This is a genomic window from Microbacterium sp. CGR1 (genome assembly GCF_051062835.1).
In the GTDB taxonomy this organism is placed as follows: domain Bacteria; phylum Actinomycetota; class Actinomycetes; order Actinomycetales; family Microbacteriaceae; genus Microbacterium.
Genome location: NZ_JAOTPG010000001.1, coordinates 1496032 through 1522161 on the forward strand (window position 1 = coordinate 1496032; position 26130 = coordinate 1522161).

Annotated in this window: 29 protein-coding genes and 2 tRNA genes; 14 read left to right on the forward strand and 17 right to left on the reverse strand. The window is 68.0% G+C overall.

Going from position 1 to position 26130, the window contains the following annotated elements; translation table 11 throughout:
- Window positions 1-42 precede the first annotated feature (42 nt).
- Window positions 43-525, reverse strand: a complete 483-nt coding sequence (locus OD997_RS07380) for a CarD family transcriptional regulator (RefSeq protein ID WP_056513806.1) — start codon at window positions 523-525, stop codon at window positions 43-45.
- Between the two features lie 136 nt (window positions 526-661).
- On the opposite strand from OD997_RS07380, the gene OD997_RS07385 reads away from it, so the two are divergent.
- Window positions 662-1189 (forward strand): DNA modification methylase, encoded by a 528-nt coding sequence (locus tag OD997_RS07385; RefSeq protein ID WP_434331021.1) that lies wholly within the window; start codon window positions 662-664, stop codon window positions 1187-1189.
- A 79-nt stretch (window positions 1190-1268) separates the two neighbouring features.
- Here the strand turns inward: OD997_RS07385 and OD997_RS07390 are convergent, their stop codons facing one another.
- Entirely contained in the window at window positions 1269-1952 is a 684-nt protein-coding gene (locus tag OD997_RS07390) for a response regulator transcription factor (protein WP_056312600.1), read from the reverse strand.
- Entirely contained in the window at window positions 1949-3166 is a 1218-nt protein-coding gene (locus tag OD997_RS07395; RefSeq protein WP_434331022.1) for a sensor histidine kinase, read from the reverse strand. The genes OD997_RS07390 and OD997_RS07395 overlap by 4 nt, the downstream gene beginning before the upstream one ends.
- Before the next feature lie 221 nt (window positions 3167-3387).
- Here OD997_RS07395 and phoU point away from each other — a divergent pair, with 221 nt between their 5' ends.
- The gene (phoU, locus tag OD997_RS07400) at window positions 3388-4086 is read left to right on the forward strand and encodes a phosphate signaling complex protein PhoU (RefSeq protein WP_056513816.1); all 699 of its coding nucleotides are present in this window, start codon (window positions 3388-3390) and stop codon (window positions 4084-4086) included.
- Between the two features lie 64 nt (window positions 4087-4150).
- On the opposite strand, the gene OD997_RS07405 is transcribed toward phoU, so the two are convergent.
- On the reverse strand, window positions 4151-4900 hold the full coding sequence (locus tag OD997_RS07405; protein WP_434331023.1) for a phosphoglyceromutase: 750 nt from the start codon (window positions 4898-4900) through the stop codon (window positions 4151-4153).
- Window positions 4901-4960: 60 nt separating this feature from the next.
- Here OD997_RS07405 and OD997_RS07410 point away from each other — a divergent pair, with 60 nt between their 5' ends.
- Window positions 4961-5785 carry a class I SAM-dependent methyltransferase gene (locus OD997_RS07410; RefSeq protein WP_434331024.1) on the forward strand — a complete coding sequence of 275 codons (825 nt, stop codon included), beginning with the start codon at window positions 4961-4963 and terminating at the stop codon, window positions 5783-5785.
- A gap of 9 nt (window positions 5786-5794) precedes the next feature.
- On the opposite strand, the gene OD997_RS07415 is transcribed toward OD997_RS07410, so the two are convergent.
- The 3 genes from OD997_RS07415 to OD997_RS07425 form a co-directional block, all read right to left on the reverse strand.
- Entirely contained in the window at window positions 5795-6916 is a 1122-nt protein-coding gene (locus tag OD997_RS07415; protein WP_434331025.1) for a YgfZ/GcvT domain-containing protein, read from the reverse strand.
- Between the two features lies 1 nt (window position 6917).
- Window positions 6918-7520: an FABP family protein gene (locus tag OD997_RS07420; protein ID WP_434331026.1), complete on the reverse strand. Its 603-nt coding sequence runs from the start codon at window positions 7518-7520 to the stop codon at window positions 6918-6920.
- Between the two features lie 166 nt (window positions 7521-7686).
- On the reverse strand, window positions 7687-7974 hold the full coding sequence (locus tag OD997_RS07425) for a hypothetical protein (RefSeq protein WP_056312614.1): 288 nt from the start codon (window positions 7972-7974) through the stop codon (window positions 7687-7689).
- A 92-nt stretch (window positions 7975-8066) separates the two neighbouring features.
- Between OD997_RS07425 and OD997_RS07430 the strand changes: the two genes are divergently transcribed.
- The 7 genes from OD997_RS07430 (at window position 8067) to pstB (ending at window position 16237) form a co-directional block, all read left to right on the forward strand.
- Window positions 8067-8750, forward strand: coding sequence for a winged helix-turn-helix transcriptional regulator (locus tag OD997_RS07430; RefSeq protein ID WP_434331027.1), 684 nt, complete (start codon window positions 8067-8069; stop codon window positions 8748-8750).
- A 54-nt stretch (window positions 8751-8804) separates the two neighbouring features.
- Window positions 8805-10970 (forward strand): RNA degradosome polyphosphate kinase, encoded by a 2166-nt coding sequence (locus OD997_RS07435; RefSeq protein WP_434331028.1) that lies wholly within the window; start codon window positions 8805-8807, stop codon window positions 10968-10970.
- Complete coding sequence (locus OD997_RS07440) at window positions 10967-11944, forward strand: NUDIX hydrolase (protein ID WP_434331029.1); 978 nt, start codon at window positions 10967-10969, stop codon at window positions 11942-11944. Before OD997_RS07435 ends, OD997_RS07440 begins: the two co-directional genes overlap by 4 nt.
- A 171-nt stretch (window positions 11945-12115) precedes the next feature.
- Window positions 12116-13216, forward strand: a complete 1101-nt coding sequence (gene pstS, locus OD997_RS07445) for a phosphate ABC transporter substrate-binding protein PstS (protein ID WP_434331030.1) — start codon at window positions 12116-12118, stop codon at window positions 13214-13216.
- A 126-nt stretch (window positions 13217-13342) separates the two neighbouring features.
- Window positions 13343-14311, forward strand: a complete 969-nt coding sequence (pstC, locus tag OD997_RS07450; RefSeq protein WP_434331031.1) for a phosphate ABC transporter permease subunit PstC — start codon at window positions 13343-13345, stop codon at window positions 14309-14311.
- A gap of 1 nt (window position 14312) precedes the next feature.
- Complete coding sequence (gene pstA, locus OD997_RS07455; protein ID WP_434331032.1) at window positions 14313-15422, forward strand: phosphate ABC transporter permease PstA; 1110 nt, start codon at window positions 14313-14315, stop codon at window positions 15420-15422.
- A 35-nt stretch (window positions 15423-15457) separates the two neighbouring features.
- The gene (pstB, locus tag OD997_RS07460; protein WP_056312627.1) at window positions 15458-16237 is read left to right on the forward strand and encodes a phosphate ABC transporter ATP-binding protein PstB; all 780 of its coding nucleotides are present in this window, start codon (window positions 15458-15460) and stop codon (window positions 16235-16237) included.
- A 79-nt stretch (window positions 16238-16316) separates the two neighbouring features.
- Here pstB and OD997_RS07465 read toward each other — a convergent pair whose 3' ends face one another.
- From OD997_RS07465 to sigK, 4 genes are all read right to left on the reverse strand, one after another.
- The gene (locus OD997_RS07465; protein WP_434331033.1) at window positions 16317-17201 is read right to left on the reverse strand and encodes an aminodeoxychorismate lyase; all 885 of its coding nucleotides are present in this window, start codon (window positions 17199-17201) and stop codon (window positions 16317-16319) included.
- Between the two features lie 189 nt (window positions 17202-17390).
- A complete protein-coding gene (locus OD997_RS07470; RefSeq protein ID WP_434331034.1) occupies window positions 17391-18020 on the reverse strand; it encodes a DNA-directed RNA polymerase subunit beta in 630 nt (209 codons plus the stop codon).
- Between the two features lie 68 nt (window positions 18021-18088).
- Window positions 18089-18886, reverse strand: a complete 798-nt coding sequence (locus tag OD997_RS07475; RefSeq protein ID WP_434331035.1) for an anti-sigma factor domain-containing protein — start codon at window positions 18884-18886, stop codon at window positions 18089-18091.
- On the reverse strand, window positions 18883-19482 hold the full coding sequence (sigK, locus tag OD997_RS07480; protein ID WP_434331036.1) for an ECF RNA polymerase sigma factor SigK: 600 nt from the start codon (window positions 19480-19482) through the stop codon (window positions 18883-18885). Before sigK ends, OD997_RS07475 begins: the two co-directional genes overlap by 4 nt.
- 223 nt (window positions 19483-19705) lie before the next feature.
- Between sigK and OD997_RS07485 the strand changes: the two genes are divergently transcribed.
- From OD997_RS07485 to OD997_RS07495, 3 genes are all read left to right on the forward strand, one after another.
- The gene (locus OD997_RS07485; RefSeq protein ID WP_434331037.1) at window positions 19706-20365 is read left to right on the forward strand and encodes a fasciclin domain-containing protein; all 660 of its coding nucleotides are present in this window, start codon (window positions 19706-19708) and stop codon (window positions 20363-20365) included.
- A 130-nt stretch (window positions 20366-20495) separates the two neighbouring features.
- Window positions 20496-20568 (forward strand) — tRNA-Lys (locus OD997_RS07490).
- 108 nt (window positions 20569-20676) lie between these two features.
- Window positions 20677-21225 (forward strand): type 1 glutamine amidotransferase domain-containing protein, encoded by a 549-nt coding sequence (locus OD997_RS07495; protein ID WP_434331038.1) that lies wholly within the window; start codon window positions 20677-20679, stop codon window positions 21223-21225.
- 28 nt (window positions 21226-21253) lie between these two features.
- Here the strand turns inward: OD997_RS07495 and OD997_RS07500 are convergent, their stop codons facing one another.
- The gene (locus OD997_RS07500; RefSeq protein ID WP_434331039.1) at window positions 21254-21775 is read right to left on the reverse strand and encodes a CGNR zinc finger domain-containing protein; all 522 of its coding nucleotides are present in this window, start codon (window positions 21773-21775) and stop codon (window positions 21254-21256) included.
- 25 nt (window positions 21776-21800) lie between these two features.
- Here OD997_RS07500 and OD997_RS07505 point away from each other — a divergent pair, with 25 nt between their 5' ends.
- Window positions 21801-22007, forward strand: coding sequence for a hypothetical protein (locus OD997_RS07505; RefSeq protein ID WP_434331040.1), 207 nt, complete (start codon window positions 21801-21803; stop codon window positions 22005-22007).
- Window positions 22008-22015: 8 nt separating this feature from the next.
- Here OD997_RS07505 and OD997_RS07510 read toward each other — a convergent pair whose 3' ends face one another.
- The 5 genes from OD997_RS07510 to OD997_RS07530 form a co-directional block, all read right to left on the reverse strand.
- Window positions 22016-22543, reverse strand: coding sequence for a DUF1697 domain-containing protein (locus tag OD997_RS07510; protein ID WP_434331041.1), 528 nt, complete (start codon window positions 22541-22543; stop codon window positions 22016-22018).
- Window positions 22540-23121 (reverse strand): isochorismatase family protein, encoded by a 582-nt coding sequence (locus OD997_RS07515; RefSeq protein WP_434331042.1) that lies wholly within the window; start codon window positions 23119-23121, stop codon window positions 22540-22542. The genes OD997_RS07510 and OD997_RS07515 overlap by 4 nt, the downstream gene beginning before the upstream one ends.
- Before the next feature lie 133 nt (window positions 23122-23254).
- Window positions 23255-23330, reverse strand: a tRNA-Thr gene (locus tag OD997_RS07520).
- Window positions 23331-23381: 51 nt separating this feature from the next.
- The gene (locus OD997_RS07525) at window positions 23382-24938 is read right to left on the reverse strand and encodes an alpha/beta hydrolase (RefSeq protein ID WP_434331043.1); all 1557 of its coding nucleotides are present in this window, start codon (window positions 24936-24938) and stop codon (window positions 23382-23384) included.
- Window positions 24935-26092 (reverse strand): DNA polymerase III subunit delta', encoded by a 1158-nt coding sequence (locus tag OD997_RS07530; protein WP_434331044.1) that lies wholly within the window; start codon window positions 26090-26092, stop codon window positions 24935-24937. The genes OD997_RS07525 and OD997_RS07530 overlap by 4 nt, the downstream gene beginning before the upstream one ends.
- Between the last annotated feature and the right edge of the window lie 38 nt (window positions 26093-26130).

The window sequence follows — 26130 nt, forward strand, 5'->3', positions numbered from 1 at the left end:
AAAAAGGCGGATGCCGAAGCATCCGCCTTCGTCTCGATCCGCTCAGGACGCGAGGACCTCGTCGAGCAGTGCGCTCGCCTTGTCTTCGTCGGTCTTCTCTGCGAGAGCCAGCTCGGAGATGAGGATCTGACGAGCCTTCGCCAGCATCCGCTTCTCACCGGCGGACAGACCGCGGTCCTGATCACGACGCCACAGGTCGCGCACGACCTCGCTCACCTTGATCACATCGCCGGAGGCGAGCTTCTCGAGGTTCGCCTTGTACCGGCGCGACCAGTTCGTGGGCTCTTCTGTGAACGGAGCGCGGAGCACCTCGAACACATGGTCGAGCCCCTCACGGCCGATCACATCACGGACCCCGACAAGATCGACGTTCTCCGCGGGTACCTCGATGATGAGGTCTCCCTGCGTGACGTTGAGCTTCAGGTATTTCTTCGCCTCACCCTTGATGACGCGCTCCTTGACCTCGATGATGGTCGCAGCGCCATGGTGCGGATAGACGACAGTTTCGCCAACCTCAAAAAGCATAAAAACTTGTCCTTTCGGCAACCTCAAGGATACCACAGCAGACATGCGCTAAGGTTCGCGCCCCCACGTCCTCGGCAGCCCCCTCGCATGCGCATAGAATGGGATGCGGATATCCCGTCGGACCTCAGGAGGACCCGTGAAATCGCGCCTTGTTGCGTCTGCCGCCATCAGCGCCCTCGTTCTTCTCGGCGCGACGGGCTGCACCTTCATCACGCCACAGTCGACCAAGATCGAGTACTCCGGTTCGGACGGCGTCAACGTCTCCGACTCCGACGGACCGATCGACGTGCGAAACGCCTTCGTCGTCGCGAACGAAGACGGCTCCGTGGGCAACTTCATCGGCGCGGTCGTCAACCCGACCACCGAGAAGGCCACGCTCACGATGACCGTCGCGGGGCTCGACCCGTTCACCGTCACGGTGCCCGCGGGCAAGACCGTGAGCTTCGGCGCCGACGAGGAGCCGCTGCGCATCGACGGTCTCGACACGAAGCCGGGCGCCACGGTCGAGATCCACTTCCAGTCCGGCGACGGCGCTGGCACCAAGACCCAGGTCCCCGTGCTCGACGGTTCTCTGCCGTACTACGCCGACCTCGTGCCCACGGCCGAGAAGGCCGAGCCGACGCCGGTCCCGACCGACACGGCCGCACCGGCTCCGCAGGAGTGATCCGCACCACAGCGTGACGAAGAGGCCGGCACCCCGAGGGGTGCCGGCCTCTTCTGTCGTCCGAGGTTCGCTCGGGGGCTCAGCCCTCGAAGCGGTAGCCCAGTCCGCGCACGGTGACGAGCATGACGGGCTCCCCCGGGTTCTCCTCGATGCGGGAGCGGATGCGCTTGATGTGCACGTCGAGGGTCTTGGTGTCGCCGAAGTAGTCGCTGCCCCACACGCGGTCGATGAGCTGGCCGCGGGTGAGAACACGACCCGAGTTGCGCATCAGCACCTCGAGGAGCTCGAATTCCTTCAGCGGCATGTTGATCTGCTGCCCGGCGACCGAGACGGTGTGCCGGTCGATGTCGAGCGAGACGCGTCCGCCGTCGAGCACCCGCTCGTCGAGCTCGTTCTCCGCCTGCACCACGCGGCGCAGCACCGCCCGCATGCGGGCCAGCAGCTCGCGCGACGAATAGGGCTTGGTGACGTAGTCGTCGGCACCGAGTTCGAGCCCGACGACGATGTCCACCTCCGAGTCCTTGGCCGTGACCATGATGATCGGCACGGCGGAGGTGGAGCGGATCTGCCGGCACACCTCGGTGCCCGGCATCCCCGGCAGCATGAGGTCGAGCAGCACGACGTCGGCGCCGCGCTCGCGGAACGCGGTCAGAGCGCCGGGGCCGTCCTCGGCGATCTCGACCTCGTACCCCTCGCGACGCAGCAGGTATGCGAGCGGGTCGGCGAGATCGGGCTCGTCTTCGACGAGAAGGATGCGGGTCATGCGTTCTCTCCGTTTCGGACGCGAGCTGCGGCCTTCGCAGCCTTCCGCTCGCGCTTCTTCTTGTCCTTCTTGTCCGTGTCGATCCTCGGGGGAGCATCGATCCTCGGGAGCCTGATGGTGAAGGTCGATCCGCGTCCGGGGCGCGACCAGAGGCGCACCTCGCCGCCGTGCCTCTGCGTCGCGTGCTTGACGATCGAGAGTCCGAGGCCCGTGCCGCCGGTGCGACGCGATCGAGCCTCGTCCGCGCGGTAGAAGCGCTCGAAGATGCGCTCTCGGTCGCCTTCGGCGATCCCGATGCCCTGATCGGAGACGGCGATCTCGACCACGCCTTCGTCGGCCTTCACGCCGATGCCGACCCGGGAGCCCTTCGGCGAGTAGGCGATCGCATTGGCGATGAGGTTGCCGAACGCCTCGATGAGGATCTGCGAGTCGCCGCGCACCCACACTCCCCTGTCGCCGCCGCGCGCGATCTCGACGCCCGCCGAGTCCGCCTGCACGACATGCGCCTCGAGTGCGGTGGCGAGCACTTCGTCGATCGCGACCGGTCGCACGTCCGACAGCGCGTCCTCCGCCTGCAGCCTCGACAGGCTCATGATGCGCCCGGTGAGCTGGCCGAGGCGAGACGCCTCCGCCGAGATCCTGCTGGCGAAGTGACGCACCTGAGCGGGGTCGTCTGCCGCCGACTCGATGGCCTCGGCGAGCAGCGTGACCGCACCGACCGGCGTCTTGAGCTCGTGGCTGGTGTTCGCCACGAAGTCGCGGCGCATCTGATCCAGGCGCTCCTGCTCGGTCACGTCGCGGATGATCAGCAGGGTCATCCGCGGACTGATCACGCTCGCGCGGGCCGAGACCAGTCGGGGGTCGAGGCTGAGACCGCCGCGCGTCAGACGCATCGACTCGGAGGCCGAGCCGCCCTCGCTCCGGCCGCCGCGCACCAGCTGACGCAGCTCGGGATTCTCGAGCGGAGCCCCGACTTCGATGCCGAAGCGCGTCGCCGCCTTCGACACCGCGAGCACGAGCCCGGACGAGTCGACCACGCAGGCCGCGTCGTCCATGCTGCCCAGCACCGCGGTGACGCCTTCGGGCACCGAGAGCGACGTCTCCTCAGCGACCCGTGCCCTCGCGCGATACGCCCATGCCACGAGAAGAGAGAGGCCGACGCCGATCACGAGGCCGACGGCCAACGCGAGCAGCGCGATCTGCGGCAAGGTCATATCCCCAGCGTAGAGTGCGTTCACCCGCGGATCGGCGGGTTCACCCACGCTGGCGGCAACGCGAGAAGTACTATTCACGTGCTGGGCACCGTTCGTTAACCTTCGGAGCAGACAATCGCTTTCGGGCCTGTGCGGGAGCGCTGAGCTCTCCTCTCGCGCGAACGGTCCGGCCGTCTCGCGTTGACACCACAGCCGAGACCCGAACGAAAGGTTGCGCCGACATGCGCGAAGTCTTCCATCAGTCCCTCGAGGACCTGCAGTCCCAGCTCGTGGAGATCGCAGACCTCGTCACGGTCTCCATCGACAAAGCCACCCGCTCCTTCGCGACCAGCGATGTCGAGCTCGCCGAAGAGGTCATCGCCGATGACGCCAAGATCGACGCGCTGGCGGTGGCGCTCGACGAGCAGGCCATCGAGATCCTCGCCCGTCAGCAGCCGGTCGCTCGCGACCTGCGCGTGGTCGTGACCGCCCTGCGCGTCAGCGCCTCGCTCGAGCGCATGGGCGACATGTCCGAGCACATCGCCCAGCTCGCGCGCCTGCGCTTCCCCGAGCGCGCGATCCCGAAGGGCCTCAAGGGCACCTTCACGAAGATGGGCGAGCTGGACGTCGAGATCTCGCGCACGCTCTCCGAGCTGCTGCGCACCCAGGACCTGAAACTGGCCGACACGATCCGCAACACCGATGACGACATCGACGAGCTGCACGCCAGCGTCTTCGAGAAGGTCCTCAGCGACAACTGGAAGGGCGAGGCCACCGCGACCGTCGACGCCACGCTCGCCAGCCGCTACCACGAGCGCTTCGCCGACCACGCCGTGGCCGTCGCGAAGAAGGTCATCTACCTCGCGACCGGTGACTGGCGCATCGAAGAAGAGGACATCGCCCTCGCGATCGAGCAGCAGCAGGAGCTCGGCCACGCCTGAAGCGTACGAGACACACGAAAAGGGGGCGGATGCTGACAGCATCCGCCCCCTTTCGTCTGCGGTGTTACTTCTTGCCCTGCGCGGCGACCGCTGCGGCACCCGCGGCGGCGGCCTCGGGGTCGAGGTAGCGGCCGGGGCCGGTGGGGACGTTGTTCTCGTCGAGCTCGTAGACCAGCGGGATGCCGGTGGGGATGTTCAGCTCGGCGATGTCGTCGTCGCTGATGCCCTCGAGGTGCTTCACGAGACCGCGGAGCGAGTTGCCGTGAGCGGTGACGAGAACGGTCTTGCCGGCCTCGAGGTCGGGGACGATCGCGTCGTTCCAGTACGGCAGGAGGCGGTCGATGACGAGCTTCAGCGACTCGGTGCGGGGCACCTCGCCGTCGATGTCGGCGTAGCGGACGTCGCCGACCTGGCTGAACTCGCTCTCGTCGTCGAGCAGGGGCGGCGGCACGTCGAACGAGCGACGCCACAGCTGGAACTGCTCGGGACCGAACTCCTCGAGGGTCTGGGCCTTGTCCTTGCCCTGCAGAGCGCCGTAGTGGCGCTCGTTCAGACGCCACGAGCGCGTCACCGGGATCCACAGGCGGTCGGCCGCATCGAGGGCGATGTCAGCGGTCTGGATGGCGCGGCTCAGCAGCGAGGTGTGCAGCACGTCGGGCAGGATGCCGGCCTCGGCCAGCAGCTCACCGCCTCGGCGTGCCTCGTTCTTGCCCTGCTCGTTCAGGCGGACGTCCACCCAGCCGGTGAAGAGGTTCAGTTCGTTCCACTCGCTCCGGCCGTGACGGAGCAGGATCAGGGTGCGGTTCGCAGTCATGAGCCCAGTTTATCGGCGGAGGTCCACGCGTCCACGCCCCGGCCCTGCGAGGATTGACGCATGGCCTCATCTCCTCTCGGTCGGCCGACCCGCGGCACCACCGGGACGAACAGGTTGCGGCGCAACGACAGATGGATCGCGGCGAGCCCGGCGTTTCGGCGAGCCGCCGATCCGCTCGTCATCGACCTCGGCTACGGAGCGAGCGGGGTGACCGCGTTCGAGCTCGCGACCCGACTGCAGCGCGTGCGGCCGGATGCCGAGGTGCGCGGCCTCGAGATCGACCCGGCCAGGGTCGCGACGGCGAGTCGGCAGCTGGTCGAGGTGCAGGCGGGGAACACTCCCTTCTCCCCCGATCTGCGCGTGTCCTTCGCTTACGGCGGGTTCGAGGTGCCGCTGCCCGCCGGGCGCCGCCCTGCGGTGATCCGCGCGATGAACGTGCTGCGCCAGTACGACGAGGCCGACGTCGCTGCGGCGTGGCGCACGATGGCCACGCGCCTCGCCCCCGACGGTCTGCTCGTCGAGGGCACCTGCGACGAGATCGGGCGGGTGGCGAGCTGGATCGATGTCGCCCCCGCCGGCACACCGCAACGGTTCACGATCTCACTGCGGCTGGCCGATCTCGAGCATCCGAGCATCGTCGCCGAGCGACTCCCGAAGGCGCTGATCCATCGAAACGTGCCGGGCGAACGTGTGCACGCCCTGCTCGTCGACCTCGACCGCGAATGGGACAGAGCAGCCTCCCTGTCGACGTTCGGGGCGACCCAGAGGTTCCTCGCGGCCGTCGCGGCGCTTCGTGAGCAGGCCTGGCCGGTGCTCGGCGGCAGGAGCCGCTGGCGGTTGGGCGAGCTCACCCTCCCGTGGGATGCGGTCGCGCCGCTCCCCTGATTGACGAGTTCAGCTCGCCTGGCGGGGATCCGGTGCGCTGGGGCGTCGTGACAGGCGCGTGAGGCGGGGGATGTCGGCCGTGGCACCGGCATCCGCAGGCACGATGACCTGCTGGGTCGCGGCGATGTCGGCACCCTCTGCACGGACGACGAGATCGCCGACCGGCGTGCGGCGAGACAGGATCGCGAGCGCGATGGGTCCGTCTTCGTGGTGGCGGGCGACCGACGTGATGTGACCGACCTCGTCGTCACCGGCGAGCACCGCATCACCGACGGCCGGAAGCACGGCCTCGCTCCCGTCGAGGTGGAGAGCTGCGAGGCGACGCGGCGGGTGCCCGAGGTTGTGGACCTTCGCGACCGTCTCCTGCCCGCGGTAGCAGCCCTTGTTCAGGTGCACGGCGGTGCGGATCCAGTCGGACTCGTGCGGCAGCGAGCGTTCGTCGACCTCGGCCGACCACCGCGGCCGCCAGGCTGCGACACGCAGCGCCTCGGCGGCGAGCAGGCCGGCGACCTCGTCGGCCGCGAGCGTCGCGGCGAGCGCGTCTGCGGCCTCGCTCGTGGCGATCGCCACACGCCAGTCGAGCTCGGCCCCGGGGTGCTCAGCGGTCTCGGCGTACTGATGACCTCCCGCGCTCACGCGCTGCCACGGGTCGACCCAGACGAGTGGGGCGCCGGCGGGAGCGGAGGCCGCGGCGAGCGCGCGATCAGCGGCCGCGCCGCCGTCGACGAAGCCGAGCAGCACGAGGTCGGGGCGCACGTCGACCGTGGCCTGGGTGCGGAACTTCATGCGGGTCAACCACGTCGCGAGCGCTTCGGCGTCGCCGGCATCCGCGATCAGCCAGGTCGACGAGCCGTCATCCAGGACGCCGGCCGCGTGCTCGACGCGACCTTGCGGGTCGAGTACCAGCAGCTCGGTGCTCTCGCCAGGAGCGAGCCGACCCACGGACTGCGAGGTGATCGAATCCAGCCAGCTCAGACGTTCGGGCCCTGCGACCTCGATGACCGTCCGGTCGTCGAGGGGCACGATGGCTCCACCCGCTGCGAGGCGGCGCTGCTCGCGGAACGCGTCGCCGAAGTGGGCGATGCCGTCGTCACCGATCACAGCGCCGGGGATGTCGGTGAAACCGGTCATGTCAGACCTTGGCCAATCGCGCGGACGCGTGCGCCCGCATGGGAGTGCCGAGGGCCGCGATGTCCCAGGCCCACAGCAGGTGGTTGTCGACGAGTCCGTACATGCGCGTCGCTGCGCCGTACTCCTTGGCGCCCGCACCGCGGACGATCGCGTCGGAGGCGATGTCGATGCGCGGACCGCTGATCTCCCCGAGGTAGAGCTCGAGCGTCCCGTCGGCGTGGGCGATGGAGACCTCGATCGGGAAGCCGCCCGATGCGGCGCGCAGTTCCTCGACGTCGTCGACTCCGCGCGTCACGGACTCGGCCAGCGGCGGCAGCAGGCCGGGGCCCGGGTCGGCGTCGGTAGCCGGGCGGCTGAGTCGCCAGAAGCCGGTCTCGGCGACGAGCGGGATGGAGACCGCCTGGTCGTCGCCGGTGAACGTCGCGGTAGCCGAGTAGTTCAGGAACGGCCCTCCGTCGTGGCTGAAGCTCACGCGATGCGTGAACTCACCCTGGAGGCGTTCATCGCCGACCGGATAGTCGATGACGCCGGTGCCCTCCCAGACTCCGACGAGCCACGAGAGCGGCGCGAGGTCGGCGGGAAGATCAGTGGGCAGCTCGAGCACGGTGCGCTCAGCGCTGACCGCGGAAGAGGTTGCGCAGCACGACGACCGAGACGAACACGATCGCGAGGCTCGCAAGGCCGAGGAGGCCGATGAAGAAGAGTTCGAGCGCCAGGAGGTCCATACCGTCCACATTACCCTCCGTGCGCGCGGGTGTCGCGTCCCGAGATCAGGTGACGAGGGCCGCCAGGCCGAATCCGACCGAGATCACACCCATCAGCAGCAGTGCGCCTATCGTGCTGCCGCTCACCCGGAAGATGAATCCCTGGGTGCGTCCGTACCAGAGCTGCACGGCGAACGAGAGCAGCACGATCCCGCCGAAGGCGACGAGCAGCCAGGGCACGCGCCATTCCTCCGGCACGAAGATCCCCACCGCGATGGAGGCGACGAAGGCGACCGCCCAGACGACGAGCACACCGACGAAAGCGTTACGCGGTGCGAGGGCAGGTTCCGACATGACTCCATTGTGACTCACCGACGACGAATGTCACCCATCAGCGCCCGGTATCATTGCGGCACGGCGTCCCCCGCCGTCCGGAAGGAGTGCGTGTGGCCCAGGTCCTGGTGTTGACCAATGCTCCGGTCTCGGAGCAGGTCCTGCCCGCGCTCGAGCTTCTCAGCCATCGTGTGCGTCAGATTCCGGCCGAGCCCGCCCAACTCGTGAGCGCCCCCGACTACGACATCGTGATCGTCGACGGCCGTCTCGACCTCGTCGGCGCGAAGTCGCTGTGTCGCCTGCTGCGTGCGACAGGACAGGATGCTCCGCTCCTCCTCGTCGTCACCGAGGGCGGCATGAGCGCGCTCTCCGGCGAGTGGGGCATCGACGATGTGCTGCTCTCCACCGCGGGGCCGGCAGAGACCGACGCCCGCGTGCGACTCGCGCTCGCCCGCCGCGACGAGGTCGCAGAGCCCTCGCGCGTGCAGGCGTCCGGGGTCACGATCGACGAGCAGTCGTACTCGGCGAAGCTGCGCGGCCGTCCGCTGGATCTCACGTACAAGGAGTTCCAGCTGCTGCACTTCCTCGCCACCCACCCCTCCAGGGTGTTCACCCGCGAGCAGCTGCTCAGCGAGGTGTGGGGCTACGACTATTTCGGCGGCACCCGGACGGTCGACGTGCACGTCCGGCGCCTGCGCGCGAAGCTCGGCGACCAGGAGCAGATCATCGGCACGGTGCGCAACGTCGGCTACCGATTCAACGTGTACGACGACGAGGCGGTCGCGGCGACGCGGTGACGGATGCGACGCCCGTTCACGCGCGCGTCACCTCACGGTGCTTAGATGTACCCCATGATCGATCCCGCTCTCGCCGACGCAGGTCTCGGTGACGCTGAAGATGACGACTTCGATGCCATCGAGTCCCCGGATGCACTGCTCCCCGACCATCGCTACCTCGATCGTGAGCTGAGCTGGCTCGCGTTCAACCAGCGCGTGCTCGAGCTCGCCGAGGATCCGTCGCTGCCGGAGCTGGAACGGGCGAACTTCCTCGCGATCTTCGCGAGCAACCTCGACGAGTTCTTCATGGTGCGCGTAGCGGGCCTGAAGCGCCGCATCGTGACAGGTCTCGCGGTTCCGACGAACATCGGCCGCTCCCCCGCCGACGCCCTCGCCGACATCGCTCGTGAGGCGCACGCACTCCAGCTTCGCCACGCCGACGCGTGGAAGTCGCTCGTGCGTCCGGCGCTCGCAGAGTCCGGCATCGAGATCACCGAGTGGTCGGCGCTCACCGATGACGAGCGCGCCAAGCTCTCCGAGTACTTCGGCGCCCAGGTGTTCCCGGTGCTCATGCCGCTCGCGGTCGACCCCGCGCACCCGTTCCCGTACATCTCCGGGCTCTCGCTCAACCTGGCGATCCGCATCCGCAACGCGCGCACCGGGCGTCAGGAGTTCGCCCGCCTCAAGGTGCCGCCCATGCTGCCCCGGTTCGTCGAGGTGCCCGGCAGCGGCGAGATCAAGCGCTTCCTCACGCTCGAAGAGCTCATCGCGAACCACCTCGGAGACCTGTTCCCCGGCATGGAGGTGCTCGACCACCACGCGTTCCGCCTCACCCGCAACGAGGACGTGGAGATCGAGGAGGACGAGAGCGAGAACCTCATCCAGGCGCTCGAGGCCGAGCTGCTGCGCCGCCGCTTCGGTCCGCCCATCCGGCTCGAGATCACCGACGACATGGACGAGGTCACGATGGACCTCCTCGTGCGCGAGCTCGAGATCACGGACCAGGAGATCTATCGCCTGCCCGGGCCGCTCGATCTGCGAGGCCTGTTCGACCTCTCGCGCATCGACCGCCCCGACCTGCGCTACCCGCCGCACCTGCCCACCACCGCGGTCGCCTTCCAGCCCACCGGCAGCAACACGCGCGCCGACATCTTCAAGGCGATCCGCAAGTCGGACGTGCTCGTGCACCACCCGTACGAGTCGTTCACGACGAGCGTCGTCTCGTTCCTCGAGCAGGCCGCCCGCGACCCACACGTGCTCGCGATCAAGCAGACGCTCTACCGCACCTCGGGCGACAGCCCGATCGTGGAGGCGCTGATCAACGCCGCCGAGGCGGGCAAGCAGGTGCTGGCGCTGGTCGAGGTCAAGGCCCGCTTCGACGAGGCCAACAACATCGTCTGGGCGCGCAAGCTCGAGAAGGCCGGCGTGCACGTGGTCTACGGCCTCGTGGGGCTGAAGACGCACTGCAAGCTCGCGCTCGTCATCCGTGAGGAAGACGGCGTGCTGCGCCACTACTCGCACATCGGCACCGGCAACTACAACCCCAAGACCAGCCGCATCTACGAGGACTTCGGACTGTTCACGACCGACGCGCAGGTCGGCAAGGACCTCACCCGTCTGTTCAACGAGCTCAGCGGATACGCGATCGAGAAGAAGTTCAAGCGTCTGCTCGTCGCTCCCCTGCACCTGCGCAAGGGGCTGGTGCGTCAGATCGACCACGAGCGGCGCAACGCCGAGGACGGCAAGCCCGCCAGCATCCGCATCAAGGTCAACTCGATGGTCGACGAAGAGGTCATCGACGCGCTGTACCGCGCGAGCGCGGCCGGCGTGAAGGTCGACGTGTGGGTGCGAGGCATCTGCAGTCTGCGCACAGACCTCGAGGGGATCAGCGACAACATCACCGTCCGCAGCATCCTCGGCCGGTACCTCGAGCACTCCCGCATCTTCGCGTTCCACAACGACGGCGATGCGCAGGTGTACATCGGCAGCGCCGACATGATGCACCGCAACCTCGACCGCCGCGTCGAGGCACTCGTGCGAGTGACCGACCCGGGCCACATGAAGGACCTGCTGGACTTCTTCGATCTCGCCATGGACCCCGGGACCACCTCGTGGCACCTGGGATCCGACGGCGTCTGGACGAGGCATTCCGAGGACGCCGACGGCACGCCGCTCGTCGACCTGCAGGACAAGACCATGGGGTTGATCCAGCGGCGACGTCGAGCACGGGCGGTCCGATGAGCTCGCAGTCGAGCGCGCACGAGACGCGGTCGAAGTGGACGGACAAGGCCGTGTACGCGGCAGGCGCCGTCGTCTGGCGACTCATCGACGGCAAGCTGCGGATCCTGCTGATCCATCGCACGAAGTACAAGGACGTCACCCTCCCCAAGGGCAAGGTGGACCCCGGTGAGATGCTCGCCGAGACCGCCGTGCGCGAGGTGCACGAGGAGACCGGCATCCGGGTCTCGCTCGGCGTGCCGGTCGGGGTGAGCCGCTACCACCTGCCCTCGAGCAAGCAGAAGGTCGTGCACTACTGGGCGGCCGAGGCGACCGTCGACGCCATCCGCGCCTCGACCTTCGTGCCGAACCGCGAGATCGCCGCACTCGAATGGGTGAGCGTGAAGAAGGCGCGCGCCCGTCTGAGCTACCCCGTCGACCTCGAGATCCTCGACTTCTTCGCGAAGCTCGTCGATGACGGCGTGCTGCGCACGTTCCCGATCATCGCGCTTCGTCACGCCAAGGCTCTCTCGCGGTCGGACTGGGACGGTACGGATGCCGCGCGCCCGCTCACCGACCGCGGTCGGCAGCAGGCCGCGTCGATCGTCGCGCCACTGCAGGCATTCGGTGTGCGCAGGATCATCACGAGCGACGCTGTGCGCTGCGTGCAGACGATCAGCCCGCTCGCGAAGGCGCTCGACCGCAAGATCGTCAAGACGGCGAAGATCAGTCAGGATGCGTGGGAGGACGGCGAGGACGACCTGCGCTCGGTGATCGGCCGCCGCGTGCGCGCGGGCAAACCCGCCGTGCTGTGCAGCCACGGACCGGTGCTTCCCGGCATCCTCTCCGAGATCGCGCTCGCGACGGGCACCATCCGCGGCTCGTACGTGAGCAGCGCGGCCGACCTCGAGCCCGCTGCCTTCTCGGTCGTGCACCTGTCGGCATCCAACCCGGGCTCCGGGATCATCGCGATCGAGACGCACATCCCCAAGATCTGACCGCTCGTCGAGCGGCACCGGGATACGAGTGCGCGCCTGGGATGCACCCCAGAGAGACGCGCGCCGTTCACCTTCCGTTCACCTGCGCGGGAGAGTCTCGTTAACCGCCGCACATAGCGTCACTGTGTGCCCTGCACCGGGCCCCACCCATCCAAGATCGAAGGATCCACAGTGAAGATCTCCCGAATCGCACGAATCGGCGCCATCGGCGCCGTCGCCGCTCTCGCACTCGCCGGCTGTGCCGCGAACGAAGGCGGCACGGGCTCCACCGACGCGCCGAGCGAGTCCACCCTCTCCGGCACCATCGAGGCCACCGGCGCCTCCTCGCAGGAGGCCGCGCAGCAGTCCTGGGTCGCCGCATTCCAGACCGCCAACCCCGACACCACGGTGAACTACACCGCGACGGGTTCCGGCACCGGCCGCGAGAACTTCATCGCCGGCTCCTCCAACTTCATCGGCTCCGACCGCGCGTTCAACGCCGACGAGATCGCTGCGGGCGGCTTCGGCTCCTGCGCCTCCGACGAGATCGTCGAGATCCCCGTCTACATCTCGCCCGTCGCCGTCGCCTTCAACCTCGAGGGCATCGACACGCTGAACCTCGACGGCGAGACCATCGCCAAGATCTTCTCCGGCGCCATCACCAACTGGAACGACGCCGCCATCGCGTCGCAGAACGAGGGCGTCGAGCTGCCCGACCAGGCGATCGTCCCCGTGCACCGCGCAGACGCCTCGGGCACGCAGGAGACCTTCACCAAGTACCTCAGCGCCGTCGCCCCCGACGTGTGGACCTACGAGGCCAGCGACGAGTGGCCGCTGTCGACCGGTGAGGCCGGAGACGGCACCTCGGGCGTCGTCGACGCGATCACCAACGGCGTCGGCTACATCGGCTTCGCCGACGCGTCGCGCACCGCGGACCTGGGTCAGGTCGCCGTCGAGGTCGAGGGCGAGTACGTCGCGTACTCCGCCGAGGCCGCCGCAGCTCTCGTCGAGGCGTCGCCGCTCGAGGAGGGTCGCTCCGACCACGACCTCGCGTTCGCCGTCGACCCGGCCGCAGCACCCGCCGGCTCATACCCGATCGCGCTCGTCTCGTACCTCATCGGCTGCGTCGACTACGACGACGCCGAGACCGCAGGCCTCGTGAAGGCGTACTTCCAGTACGTCGCATCGGCCGAGGGCCAGGATGCCGCAGCCGAGGCCGCGGGCAGCGCGCCGATCTCGGACAGCCTGCGCGACCAGATCAACACGGCGATCGACGCGATCGTCACGGAGTGACCGCCGGCTCAGCCCACCGCTGAGCCCCGGTCCGACGCCCCCGGGTGTCGGTCGTAGGACAAGACCGACACCCGGGGGCACCCGCATGAAAACCCCGAAAGTCCCTCAGAGCCTGGAGTCGCTCCGATGACCACAACCTCAACGGGTCCCGAAACCACCCGTTCCACCGGGACGCGCCCCCCGCTGCGCCGACGGGGTGACCTCGTCTTCTCCGGCACAGCGCTGGCGGCGGGAATCATCATCCTCGTCACACTCGCAGCGGTCGCCGTCTTCCTCATCGTGCAGGCGATCCCGGCTCTGTCGGCAGACACCTCGAACAACCACATCCTCGAAGGCCAGTCGTTCCTCTCGTGGGTCTGGCCCTTCGTCTTCGGAACCCTGTGGTCGAGCCTCATCGCGCTCGTCATCGCCGCTCCCATCGCGATCGGCATCGCGCTCTTCATCTCGCACTACGCCCCGCGCCGCCTCGCCGGATTCCTCGGCTACATCATCGACCTGCTGGCCGCCGTGCCGTCGGTCGTCTTCGGCCTCTGGGGCGCGCTCACCTTCGCGCCGATGCTCGTGCCCTTCTACAAGTGGCTCAACGAGAACCTCGGCTGGATCCCGATCTTCGGCGGAACGCCCTCCGGCACCGGAAAGACGATCCTCACGGCATCCCTCGTGCTCGCGGTGATGATCCTCCCGATCATGACCGCGATCTGCCGCGAGGTGTTCCTGCAGACTCCGAAGCTGCACGAGGAGGCCGCGCTCGCGCTCGGAGCCACGCGCTGGGAGATGGTGCGGATGGCCGTGCTCCCCTTCGCACGCAGCGGCATGGTCTCGGGCGCCATGCTCGGCCTCGGCCGCGCGCTCGGCGAGACCATGGCCGTGACGCTCGTGCTCTCACCCCTCGGCATCATCACGTTCAACCTGATCAACCCGGAGAACCCCACGACGATCCCCGCGATCATCGCACTGCGGTTCCCCGAGGCCCACGACGAGGGCGTCAACACTCTCATCGCGGCGGGTCTGATTCTCTTCATCGTCACCTTCGCGGTCAACTTCGTGGCCCGCTGGATCGTCTCGCGCCGCGCCGAGTTCTCGGGAGCCAACTGACATGACCGCCACACTCACGCCCTCCCCCTCGTCCTCGTCTGTCGTCGCCCCCGTGCACACCACGTCCGCAGGGCACCTGCCCAAGTGGGCACCGTGGGCGCTGCTGCTTGTCGCATTCGCCATCTCTGCGACGATCTTCGCGTTCATGAACGCCGGCGGCGACCCGGCCGACTTCAACATCGCGCTCACGCTCGTGGTCGGCCTCGTGTTCTACATGGTGCTCATCTTCGTGATCTCCACCGTGGTCGAGAGCCGCCGCCACGCGATCGACCGGCTCATGACGGCGCTGGTGTCCGGCGCCTTCGTGGTCGCGCTCCTCCCCCTCATCTCGCTGCTCTACACCGTGGTCGTCAACGGCCTCATGCGGTTCGACGGTGAGTTCTTCAGCTTCTCGATGCGCAACATCGTGGGCGAAGGTGGCGGAGCCATCCACGCGGTCTGGGGCACGCTGCTCATCACGCTCGGCGCGACGATCATCTCGGTGCCGATCGGCCTGATGACCTCGATCTACCTCGTCGAGTACGGCGAGGGCCGCAAGCTCGCCCGCGGCATCACGTTCCTCGTCGACGTCATGACCGGCATCCCCTCGATCGTCGCCGGTCTGTTCATCTACTCGGTGTTCGCGCTGATCGTCGGTCCGGGAACCCGGATGGGCATCATGGGATCCCTGGCGCTCTCGGTGCTGATGATCCCGGTCGTCGTGCGCGGATCCGAGGAGCTGCTGCGCATCGTCCCGAACGAGCTCCGCGAAGCGGCCTACGCGCTCGGCGTGCCGAAGTGGCTGACGATCATCAAGGTCGTGCTGCCGACCGCCATCGCCGGCATCCTGACCAGCATCATGCTGGCCATCTCGCGCGTGATCGGCGAGACCGCACCGCTGCTGCTCACCGTCGGAATCGTCCAGGGAATGAACCTGAACATGTTCAGCGGGCAGATGGCGACACTACCCGTGTTCTCGTACATGCAGGCGAAGTACCCCGGCATCCCGGTCGATGCCTACCTCGACCGCGCATGGGCCGCCGCCCTCACCCTGATCGTGATCGTGATGGTGCTGAACCTGGTGGCACGCATCATCGCCAAGGTGTTCGCCCCCAAGATCAACGGCCGCTGAGCCGTCATACCCGACTGAACCAAAGGATCCCTCTCGTGTCCAAGAGCATCGAAGTCAACGACCTCAACGTCTACTACAGCGACTTCCTCGCCGTCGAAGGCGTCAGCATCGATATCAAGCCCAACACCGTCACGGCGTTCATCGGCCCGTCCGGCTGCGGCAAGTCCACGTTCCTGCGCACCCTCAACCGCATGCACGAGGTCATCCCCGGCGCCCGCGTCGAGGGCGAGGTGCTGATCGACGGCAAGAACCTCTACGGTGCGGGCGTCGACCCCGTGCTGGTCCGTCGCCAGGTCGGCATGGTGTTCCAGCGCCCGAACCCGTTCCCCACGATGTCGATCAAGGAGAACGTGCTCGCGGGCGTCAAGCTCAACAACACGCGCATGGCGAAGAGCGACCAGGACGCCCTGGTCGAGAAGTCGCTGCGCGGCGCCAACCTCTGGAACGAGGTCAAGGACCGCCTCGACCGCCCCGGCTCCGGCCTCTCGGGCGGACAGCAGCAGCGTCTGTGCATCGCCCGCGCGATCGCCGTCTCACCCGACGTGATCCTGATGGATGAGCCCTGCTCGGCCCTCGACCCGATCTCGACCTTCGCGATCGAGGAGCTCATCGCCGAGATCAAGACGCAGTACACGGTGGTCATCGTGACGCACAACATGCAGCAGGCCAGCCGCGTCTCCGACAAGACGGCGTTCTTCAACATCGCCGGCACCGGCAAGCCCGGCAAGCTCATCGAGTACGACGACACCCGCACGATGTTCACCACCCCGTCGGTGCAGGCCACCGAGGACTACGTCTCGGGTCGCTTCGGATAAGCATCCGCTCTGCCTCTGAGGGCCCGGCGCTTCCGCGTCGGGCCCTCCGTCGTTCGAGCGGGTCGACCGTCGGCGACGCTCAGTCGCGGGGCGAGAGCAGGTACCGGTTCAGCTCGGCGGTGAGGGCGTGGTCGACGGGCAGGTCGACCCCGTCGACGGCCGTGATCGGGGCGGCGAGCCGCACGCTCGAGACCAGCCAGGCGGCATCCGCGCGGGGAAGGTCGGATTCCGGGACCTTGCCGTACTCCGCCTCGAGACCGCGGCTCGCGAGGTATTCGTAGACGCTGAGCTGGGTGGTGCCGTGCAGGATGCCGCCGTTGGGCGCCGGGGTGACGAATCGACCGCCGATGCGGAGGATCAGCGAGGCGGTCGGCGCCTCGAGCACGAAGCCGTCGCGCGAGAGGAAGATCGCGTCGTCGGCGCCGCGCCGGTGCGCTTCACGGAGCGCGGCCATGTTCACCGCATACGAGAGCGTCTTCGCGCCGAGAAGCAGCCACGGCGCGTTCTCGGCGACGTCGAGGTCGTAGCCGCGGTCCAGCGTGACGACGCGGATCCCGCGCTCACGCACCGCGGCGAAGTCGGATGCCGGTGCCGCCGTGACCCACGCGGTCGGAGTGGGTCCGTGCTCGACGCCTCTGCTGAGGATGAGTTTGATGACGTACTCGCCCTGCTCGCAGTGGGCGGCGGCCTGTTCGACGGCTTGACGCCACTGTGTCTGGTTCGGCAGCGGCAGGTCGCAGAGCTGTGCGGAGTGAGCGAGCCGCTCGAGATGAGGGACGACCTCCTGCGCGTGCCCGTCGACGACGCCGATCGATTCGAAGACGCCGTCACCGCGCTGCGTGCTCAGCTCCCCGACGCTCAGTGCGGGAGCCGCCGCATCGACGAGCGTGAAGGTGTCGGCGAAGTCGGAGCGGTCAGCCTCCGCAGCAGCCGGATCGATCATCAGAGCAAAGCGCCGGGTCATGCTCCGAGCCTAGACTCCCGGGAATAGCCGCAGCGCGATCTTGTTACAATGAAATGGCCGGGCCGCATAACCCCGGGCTCCAATTTTTGCCGCTACGAGCGGCCTTCCGCCGAGAGGCGTTCTTGCGGCCCGGTCTTTTCCTGTCCGGGGCTGGGATCTCGACGGCGGGCTCAGGTTCGCGCCGCAGGCTCAGGACAGAGCATCCGTCCGCCACAGCACCGCAGAGGCCGACAGGTCCTGCGCATAGCTGCTCAGCCGCAACGCTCGGGTGGTGAGCTCGCTCGCGCGGGCGGGCTCGGTCGGCTCGTAGTCGTCGGCCGTGTGCGTCGCGCCGGACGCCTGCACACGGCAGAAAGCCGCGGCCCGGTCGAGCGCCACGGCGAAGTCGCCGCGGAAGGCGCCGCGCAGGATCGTGTCGATGAGTGCGACGAGCTCGTCGGGGTTGGCCGGCACAGGGGCGCCCGCGATGACCGCATCCACCGAGGAGAGCTCCACGCGTCCTCGTTCGTAGAGCAGCGCGGCGGTGTGCGGGTCGCCATGGATCGCGAGCTGCAGGATGTACAGCCGCCACAGCGCGCCGGGAAGAGTGCGCGACGGCGCCTTGGACCACAGCTCGGCGATCTCGTCGATCCCATGCTCGTCGGTGAACGCGACGAGGCGGTCCGCGCTCACCCCGCTCTCGTCGGCGCGCACACGGGCCAGCAGAGCGGATGCGGTCGCATGCGCGATCCTCGTCTCCTCCGCCGGGTCATGGCTGCCGACGATGTTGTCGAAGGCGTTGGTGGGCCGGCGGACCGGCCGGGAGAACTGCTCAGGCATCAGTCCAGGGTACGCGCCATCCGCGACGTCAGGCGTGCGGATCAGAGGTGACGATCAGGCGTCCTGGGTCAGGCGGTGGGGATCACGACGACGGGGTCGGACGTCGGGGAACCCGAGGGCGACCCTCCCGCCTGCTCCACCGTCACGGCGATCACATCACCCGCGTGCATGTCTCCCGCGAGCACCGCCGTCGCGTCTCCGCCGTCGGCCGCGAACACACCGGCCGAGACCGGAGTGTCACCGCGGACGTACCAGAGCTCGTACGTCTCGTCTTCGGAGAGCGCCGGGATGCCGTCGGTCACGAGGACCGATTTGCCGAGCGACGCCGACCAGTGGGCGGTCGCCGTTCCCCCGGTCTCGAGCGAGACGCTGGCCTGCTGCGCGTCTCCCGCTGCCTGGATGTCCTCCAGGGCGACGACGCTCGCCGGGCGATTCAGGTAGGTGTTGATCGCAGCTGCGCCGACACCCACGCCGACGAGAAGTGCGAGGCACGCGGCGAGCGCGAAGAGGATCCGCAGACGGCGGACCGGGGCCTTCGGTGTGGATTCGCCACCGAGCGGGGTCTGCGCGGCGGCGGCATCCGAGCTCTCTTCCGGCACCGTGTCGGGCACCGAGGTCGCCTGGATGACGTCGCCATTCTGCGGGGTGACGGCGATGCGTGCGAGGAGCGCTGCGCGGATCTCCGGCGACGGAACGGCCGGAGGGACACCTGTGGAGAGGAGCGCCGCGCTGTCGGCATCCGCATCTGCGATGCGCTGCCATTCGGGGTGCACCGCGAGTGCCGCGTGATAACGCTGCTGATCATCGGGCGACAGAGCATCGAGTGCTGCTCCTGCCGCGAGTTCCGCGAATTCCTGCTCGTTCATGCTGTCACCCCCATGGCTGTCCTGAGGCGCGAGAGTCCGTCTCGCATCCGTGTCTTGATCGTCCCCAGCGGTGCCCCCACGAGCGCCGCGACTTCATTTTGACTGTATCCGCCGTAGTAGGCCAGTACGAGAGCCTCGCGCTGTGCCTCGGGAAGGCCCGAGAGAGCGTTCACGACCTTCTCGCCCTCGATGCCCAGCTCCACCGTCTCCGCGACACTGTCGTGCGCGACTCCGATATCCCTGAACCCGGCCCGTACGTCTCTGTCCGCGCTGGACTGGGACGCACGCACCCGGTCGACCGCACGACGGTGCGCGATCGTCATCACCCAGGTTCTTCCCTGTCCCTTGTTCGGAGCGAACTTGGAAGCGGATTGCCAGATCTCCAGAAAAACTTCCTGGAGGACCTCTTCGCTCTGCGAGCGGTTCACGAGCACGCGGAGGATGAGGCCGAAGACTCGCGAGGAGAGAGAGTCGTACAGCTCCGCGAATGCACGCTGGTCACCGTCGCCGATGCGTACGAGCAGGTCAGCGACAGCATCCTTTGCCGTACCGTCTTCGGGTACGTCCATCCCATCGATGACCATCTCTACCAGCATGCCGCATCCACATTGCTTTCTCGTGCAACCGCCGCCCGAAAGTGACGGAAATGAGTCCTCTTAAGTGCTGTTCCTCGGATGCTGTTCGCCACGGCCCTCGAAACGGATTGGATGAGGCCGCTCCGAAAATTCTTTTGCACTTTCTCCCATCCGATCTCGGCGGGGCTCCGAACAGCCATCAACGCCACGGAGAGGCCGTGGCAAAGTTCTGAAGGAGCTCGAGATGTTCAGCACCAAGAAGAAGGTCACCGCAGCCATCACCCTCGGCCTTGCGAGCGCATTCCTGCTCTCCGCATGTTCCATGGGCGGAACCACCACCGACGAGCCGTCGGAGTCGATGGCACCGGAGTCGTCCGAGACGACCGCTCCCGAGACCATGGATCCCGCCGCGGACCTCGTCGGCCCCGGCTGCGCCGCATACGCAGAGGCTGTTCCGGACGGCGCAGGATCGGTCGAGGGCATGGCTCTTGACCCGGTCGCCACCGCAGCATCCAACAACCCGCTGCTCAAGACCCTTGTCGCCGCAGTCAGCGGCCAGCTCAACCCCGATGTCAACCTCGTCGACACGCTGAACGGTGACGAGTTCACCGTCTTCGCTCCGGTCGATGACGCCTTCGCGAAGATCGACCCCGCCACCATCGAGGCGCTCAAGACCGACAGCGCCACGCTGAGCTCGATCCTGACGTACCACGTGGTCCCCGGCCAGATCGCTCCCTCGGACATCGATGGCACGCACGCCACCGTCCAGGGTGCTGACCTCGAGGTCACCGGCAGCGGCGACTCGCTGATGGTCAACGACGCGAACGTCATCTGCGGTGGCGTCAAGACCGCCAACGCGACCGTGTACCTCATCGACTCGGTGCTGATGCCCCCGGCTGAGTAAGCCATGGGATGCCGAGGCAGGACTCGGCACACACCATCTCGCCACTCAGGGGGAGGACGGTGAGATGGAGAAGGAGCCGCTGGCGATACGTCGTCAGCGGCTCCTTCTTTGCGCCCTAGACTGGAGGGGCGGGCCTCTAGCTCAGTTGGCAGAGCATCGGACTTTTAATCCGCGGGTCGTGGGTTCGAGCCCCACGGGGCCCACCGTTATCACCGCCGCGTCCATCCGGCCACCCCCTTCACGGGATCCGTCGCGTGCGAGAGGGTCGAGGCATCCCCACCGGGACCTCCACCTCCACGAAAGGACGCATCATGGCGACTCTCACCGACCACCGAGTGGCATTCCTGGCCACGGACGGATTCGAGGACAGCGAGCTGACCAGTCCGTGGGAAGCGGTGCAGGGCGAGGGCGCGAGCGCCACGCTGATCGCCCCCGAAGGACTGCAGATCACCGGCAAGAACGGTCACGTCCAGCATGTCGATCTCACCTCGGACGCCGCGACCGCCGACGAGTTCGACGCACTTGTGCTTCCGGGCGGCGTGGTGAACGCCGATCACCTGCGGCTCGACAAGCCGTCGATCGACCTCGCCCGCTCGTTCTTCGAGCAGCACAAGCCCGTCGCCGTCATCTGCCACGGCGCGTGGATCCTGATCGAGGCCGGCGTCGTCGACGGACGCACCCTGACGAGCTATCCGAGTCTCGCGACCGATCTCCGCAACGCCGGAGCGACATGGGTCGACGAAGAGGTCGTGGTCGACGAGGGCCTGGTCTCGAGCCGCACCCCCGACGACCTTCCCGCGTTCAACGCCAAGCTGATCGAAGAGGTCGCCGAAGGGCGGCACGCCGAGCAGACCGCGTGATCTGATCCGCGTATCCGGCGGTCCGGCGTCAGGCGCCTGCGCGCGCCCTGTGGCGCCGGACCGCCGCTCTGTTCGCACAGCGCACCGAGCAGAAGCGCTGCCTGCCGTTTCGTGTCACGTCCACGACGACGTTCGTGCAGGGCGAGGCTTCGCAGCGGCCGAGGCGATCCATGCCGCGCGTGACGAGGTGCAGCGACGTGCCGACCGCGAAGATCGCCCGGAGCACGTACGGCAGTGACTGCACGTCGTCTCGGTAGTGCAGATGCCACCCCTCCCCGTCGTGATTCGTGAGTCGTGGATAGGCTGCAGCCTCGGCCATCTGCGCATTGAGCACTTCGGCTCTCGCCGCGGGATCCCGCTCGTCGACGATCTGCAGCCAGTCGTCGACGACTTCGCGGACGCGTTCGTGATCGTCGGGTGCAGGCGGGAACGTCATCGTCATGCCCCTCTCGAGGGTTCTCTCCTCGATTCCGGCGCGATCGGTGGGAAAGTCGTCGGCGAGCGATGCGGCCAGCAGCACCGCGTACTCTCCGTAAGGGTTGAGATGCATAAGGCCATTACATCACGCTGGATGCATGACCTCACCGCACACCCTCCCGATCCCCCGCCAGACCGCGCCCGCGCCCTCGCACGAGCACTCCTGGCTCGTCGACTCACGGCATCCGACCAGCGACGGCATCGTCCTCTACGTGAGGTGCGGGGGATGCGGGACGCGCAGGGTGGATCTGCAGGTTCACCCTCAGGCGCCACCGGCCGCGCTGAGTCGAGAGACCTCAGAGTGAGCACAGGCTCATGCGGTGAGCTCGGCGAGCTTTCTGACGGTGCGGAGGTTGCGCGCAGTACCGGCGACACCGAGGGCGCGGTCGAGGACGGCTTTCGTGAGCTTCGTGCTGTGCACGCCGCCCTCGGCGTAGTCGATCCACAGGTCGTCGCCGACGAGCGCGATCCGCTCCCCCGGCACGAGACGCTGCTGCAACGCCTCAACGGCCCCGGGAGTCGCCGGAGCCTCGAGGAACATCGCGTGCAGCAGTTTCTCCGTCGCGTCGCTGAAGGGGTGCGCGTGCAGGGCCTGCACGAGAGCATCGTGCGTGCGCAGGATCACCGGGGTGTCGACACTGAACTCCCGGGCGATGAGGGCGCGGACCTCCGCACACGCGGATGCCGGATCGTCCGGATGCTCGCACAGGATGTTCCCGCTCGCGATGTAGGTCGACACCTCGCCCAGCACCGGGACGAGCGCCTCACGCAGCTCTGCCATCGGCACGCGATTGCGCCCGGAGACGTTGACCGCGCGCAGCAGGAGCGCGCTGCGCGTCACGCAGCGCCGCTCTCGACCAGCGCGGCGCCTGCGTGGGCGAGCTCGGCGAGCGCCGCCGCGCTCGGCTCGGGAGCGACACCCGCGATCAGGTCGGTGAGGATCCGCACCTGCACGCCGTGCGCGATCGCGTCGAGCGCAGACGCGCGGACGCAGTGGTCGGTGGCGATCCCGACGACATCCGCGGTGAGCACGCCCGCGCCGGTCAGGATCGCACCGACGGTGTCGCCCGTCTCGGTCGCACCCTCGAACATCGAGTACGCCGGTACGCCCTGCCCCTTCCGCACGTGATGTGTGACGGCATCCGTGACCAGCAGCGGGTCGTACTCCGCACCCGCGGTGCCCGCGACGCAGTGCACGGGCCAGGTGTCCACGAAGTCGGGGCTGTCGGCGAAGTGGCCCCCGTTGTCCCCCGAGGGATCGTGCCAGTCCCTCGACGCGACGATCAGGTCGTAGTCGCCGGCATGCGCCGCGAGGAAGGCGGACACAGCGGATGCGACGGCATCGCCGCCGGCGACAGCCAGCGCACCGCCCTCGGTGAAGTCGTTCTGCACATCGACGATCAGAAGCGCTCTGCTCATGTCTCGAGGGTACGCCGGGAGGGGCGCGCGCGGGCTGCGGCCCCGTCGAGTGGCGCGACTGCGATGGAACCAGCACGCGACTCGCGCAGGAAACCAAAAGGCCCTGTGATGTTGTTCACATCACAGGGCCTGCTGGAGCCGCTTGTCAGAATCGAACTGACGACCTTTTCATTACGAGTGAAATGCTCTGCCGACTGAGCTAAAGCGGCGCGATCATCGATATTACCCGTTCCTGGGCCGCACCGCGAATCGAGCGCGACTCACTCGCAGCGAAGACCGTCTTCGGGCACGACATCGTCGAGGAGGAAGGCCTCCACAGCGCTGTCGACGCACGTGTTGCCCTTGTTGTACCCGGTGTGTCCTTCGCCGACGCGGGTGATCAGCACGCCCTCTTCGAGCTGGTCAGCGAGGGACTCGGACCACTCGTACGGCGTCGCGGGGTCGTTGGTGGTGCCGACGACGAGGATGGGCCCTGCGCCCTCGGCCGTGATCTCACCGCGGGTGCCAGTGGGCGGGTACGGCCACACCGAGCACGAGTCGGGACCGTTCCAGTAGGGCGCGATGGTCGGCGCGCCCTCCGCGATCTTCGCGGTGCTGTCGGCTTCGGCCGCCGGGTCGTCTTCGACCGGATAGTCCATGCAGTTGTAGGCGCGGAACGCTTCGCTCGAGTTGTCGAGGTAGCTGCCGTTCTCGCGGCCGTTGTAGAAGTCCGCGAGGAAGAAGGCCGTCGTGGGGTCGCCCTGGAGTGCCTCGTCGAAGGCCTGCGTCAGGTAGGTCCAGCTGTCGGCCGAGTACAGCGCCGCGATGATTCCGGTCATCAGCGCGTCCGCGCCCAGCATGCGTCCGTCGCCGTTCTCGAGGGGCGAGGCGTCGACGCTCGCGAGCAGCGCGCCGAGGTCGGCCATCGCCTCATCGACCGAGCCGTTGAACGGGCACTCGCCCGAATCGAGGCAATCCTGCATATACGCGCGGAGCGCGGACTCGAAGCCGATCGCCTGGGTGGCCCCGACGTCGAGACCGGACACCGCCGGGTCGATCGCACCGTCGAGCACGAGGCGCCCGGCCTTCTCGGGATAGAGGTTGGCGTACGTCGCTCCGAGGAACGTGCCGTACGAATAGCCGAGGTAGTTCAGCTGCTTGTCGCCGAGCACCGCACGGATCAGGTCCATGTCTCGCGCGGCATTGATGGTGGTGATGTAGGGCAGGATGCCACCGCTGTTCGCCTCGCACGCGTCGGCGAATTCCTTGTGCGCCTGAAGCAGCTCGGTCTCCCACTCGGCGCTCCCCCGGGGGGCTGCGGGGATCGTGTAGAGGTAGTCGTCCATGCCCGCCGCATCGAAGCAGGTGACGGCGCTCGACTGTCCGACGCCGCGCGGGTCGAACCCGATCACGTCGTAGTTCTCGATCAGGTCGGCTCCGACCGCGAAGTCCAGGCTGTCGCGGATAAGCTCGACGCCGCTGGCACCGGGGCCTCCCGGGTTGGTCAGCAGGGACCCCTGAGCGGTTCCCTCGGCCTGGTGGCGCACGACCGACAGCGTGATCTCACCCTCGCCCGGGTTCTCCCAGTCGAGCGGCGCGGTCACGTCGGTGCAGTCGAAGCCCGTGCCGCACTCGGTCCAGCTGAGCGTCTGCCCGTAGAAGGGCAGCAGGTCCTCTGCGACACCTTCGGTGTCGGGCGCGTTGGTCACCGACGGCTTCGGCTCGGCCCCCTCGGGGATCATCGCGTACAGGCAGCCGGAGAGTGCCACGGATGCGGCAGCGAGGCCGGCGATCACCGCCACGGCGCGTCGGATGCGGGAAGTCGGTCGAGTGTTCACGGTGTCCTCCCGCTCGTGACGGTCACGAGCAAGCTCTCGAGCGCGAGCAGCGGTGCGACGTTGCGCTCCAGCGACTGGCGGGTGTCGGCAAGGTGGTCGAGTACGACAAGCGTACGGGTCTCGGGCCAGGCGGCAGCCAGGGCCGCCAGTTCTTCGCGGAGCTCGCGGTTGATGAGTTCGCCGTCGCGGCCGAACTGCAGCATGACCACGTCGCGGAAGAGCGACTGCAGGTCGGTCAGCACCCTGTCGATCCCGTCGCGCAGGCTGCGGGTCGCGCGCTTCTTCTGATCGTCTTCGAGCGCGGAGATCTGGGAACGCAGAGCAGGCGGCACGGCCTGCCCCTCGGCGATGCCGACCGTGCGCAACAGGCTCGCACGCTCGGCCGCATCACGTTCGGCTGTGAGGGCCTTGGCATCGTCGTTGGCTGCCTGGATGATGCGCCCGGCGACCTCGACCGCGTCGCTGACGCCGCGGACTCCCAGCACCGATCGCAGGGTCTCGTCACGACGTCTGCGGGCCGCGTCGTCGGTGGCCAGACGCTGAGCCATGCCGATGTGGCGTTGCGCGTGACGAGCGGCCTGTTCGGCCACGGCCGCGTCGACGCCTGTACGGAGCGTGATCAGCCGCGCCACGTCTGCGACGTCAGGCTCGCGCAGCCGCAGCGAGCGCACCCGGGAGCGGATCGTCGGCAGCAGATCGGCCTCGCTGGGCGCACAGAGGATCCAGACGGTCTGCTCGGGAGGCTCTTCGAGTGCCTTCAGGAGGACGTTGGAGGTGCGCTCGACCATGCGATCGGCATCTTCGACCACGATCACTCGGTAGCGGCCGGCAGACGGTGCGAAATACGAACGCTCGACGAGAGCGCGGGCCTCGGCGATCGTGATGATGACCTTGTCGGTGCGCAGCGCCGTCACGTCGGGGTGCGTTCCCGCGAGCACCTGACGCATCGCCGCCTCGTCGTCAGGGTGATCGGCGACCAGAGCGGCGGCGAAGGCGTGGGCGAGGGTGGAGCGTCCCGAGCCGGGCGGCCCGGTGATCAGCCACGCATGCGACAGAGCAGTCGGATCGGATGCCGCGTTGCGGAGCGTCTCGACGGCGGCGTCCTGCCCCCACACATCGGCCCACGGGAAGGCGGCGGCGACAGTCTGGGGCATGGACTCAGCCTAATCGGGAGCACCGACGTGCGCGGCAC

Coding starts and splice junctions, on each gene's coding strand:
- OD997_RS07505 (WP_434331040.1), top strand. CDS start 21,801: ATGACCTCACCGCACACCCTCCCGATCCCCCGCCAGACCGCGCCCGCG.
- OD997_RS07390 (WP_056312600.1), bottom strand. CDS start 1,952: ATGACCCGCATCCTTCTCGTCGAAGACGAGCCCGATCTCGCCGACCCG.
- OD997_RS07495 (WP_434331038.1), top strand. CDS start 20,677: ATGGCGACTCTCACCGACCACCGAGTGGCATTCCTGGCCACGGACGGA.
- OD997_RS07440 (WP_434331029.1), top strand. CDS start 10,967: ATGAGCTCGCAGTCGAGCGCGCACGAGACGCGGTCGAAGTGGACGGAC.
- OD997_RS07485 (WP_434331037.1), top strand. CDS start 19,706: ATGTTCAGCACCAAGAAGAAGGTCACCGCAGCCATCACCCTCGGCCTT.
- OD997_RS07435 (WP_434331028.1), top strand. CDS start 8,805: ATGATCGATCCCGCTCTCGCCGACGCAGGTCTCGGTGACGCTGAAGAT.
- OD997_RS07415 (WP_434331025.1), bottom strand. CDS start 6,916: ATGACCGGTTTCACCGACATCCCCGGCGCTGTGATCGGTGACGACGGC.
- OD997_RS07530 (WP_434331044.1), bottom strand. CDS start 26,092: ATGCCCCAGACTGTCGCCGCCGCCTTCCCGTGGGCCGATGTGTGGGGG.
- OD997_RS07405 (WP_434331023.1), bottom strand. CDS start 4,900: ATGACTGCGAACCGCACCCTGATCCTGCTCCGTCACGGCCGGAGCGAG.
- OD997_RS07395 (WP_434331022.1), bottom strand. CDS start 3,166: ATGACCTTGCCGCAGATCGCGCTGCTCGCGTTGGCCGTCGGCCTCGTG.
- sigK (WP_434331036.1), bottom strand. CDS start 19,482: ATGCTGGTAGAGATGGTCATCGATGGGATGGACGTACCCGAAGACGGT.
- OD997_RS07410 (WP_434331024.1), top strand. CDS start 4,961: ATGGCCTCATCTCCTCTCGGTCGGCCGACCCGCGGCACCACCGGGACG.
- pstA (WP_434331032.1), top strand. CDS start 14,313: ATGACCGCCACACTCACGCCCTCCCCCTCGTCCTCGTCTGTCGTCGCC.
- OD997_RS07470 (WP_434331034.1), bottom strand. CDS start 18,020: ATGCCTGAGCAGTTCTCCCGGCCGGTCCGCCGGCCCACCAACGCCTTC.
- OD997_RS07475 (WP_434331035.1), bottom strand. CDS start 18,886: ATGAACGAGCAGGAATTCGCGGAACTCGCGGCAGGAGCAGCACTCGAT.
- phoU (WP_056513816.1), top strand. CDS start 3,388: ATGCGCGAAGTCTTCCATCAGTCCCTCGAGGACCTGCAGTCCCAGCTC.
- pstC (WP_434331031.1), top strand. CDS start 13,343: ATGACCACAACCTCAACGGGTCCCGAAACCACCCGTTCCACCGGGACG.
- OD997_RS07425 (WP_056312614.1), bottom strand. CDS start 7,974: ATGTCGGAACCTGCCCTCGCACCGCGTAACGCTTTCGTCGGTGTGCTC.
- OD997_RS07500 (WP_434331039.1), bottom strand. CDS start 21,775: ATGCATCTCAACCCTTACGGAGAGTACGCGGTGCTGCTGGCCGCATCG.
- OD997_RS07465 (WP_434331033.1), bottom strand. CDS start 17,201: ATGACCCGGCGCTTTGCTCTGATGATCGATCCGGCTGCTGCGGAGGCT.
- OD997_RS07380 (WP_056513806.1), bottom strand. CDS start 525: ATGCTTTTTGAGGTTGGCGAAACTGTCGTCTATCCGCACCATGGCGCT.
- OD997_RS07515 (WP_434331042.1), bottom strand. CDS start 23,121: ATGAGCAGAGCGCTTCTGATCGTCGATGTGCAGAACGACTTCACCGAG.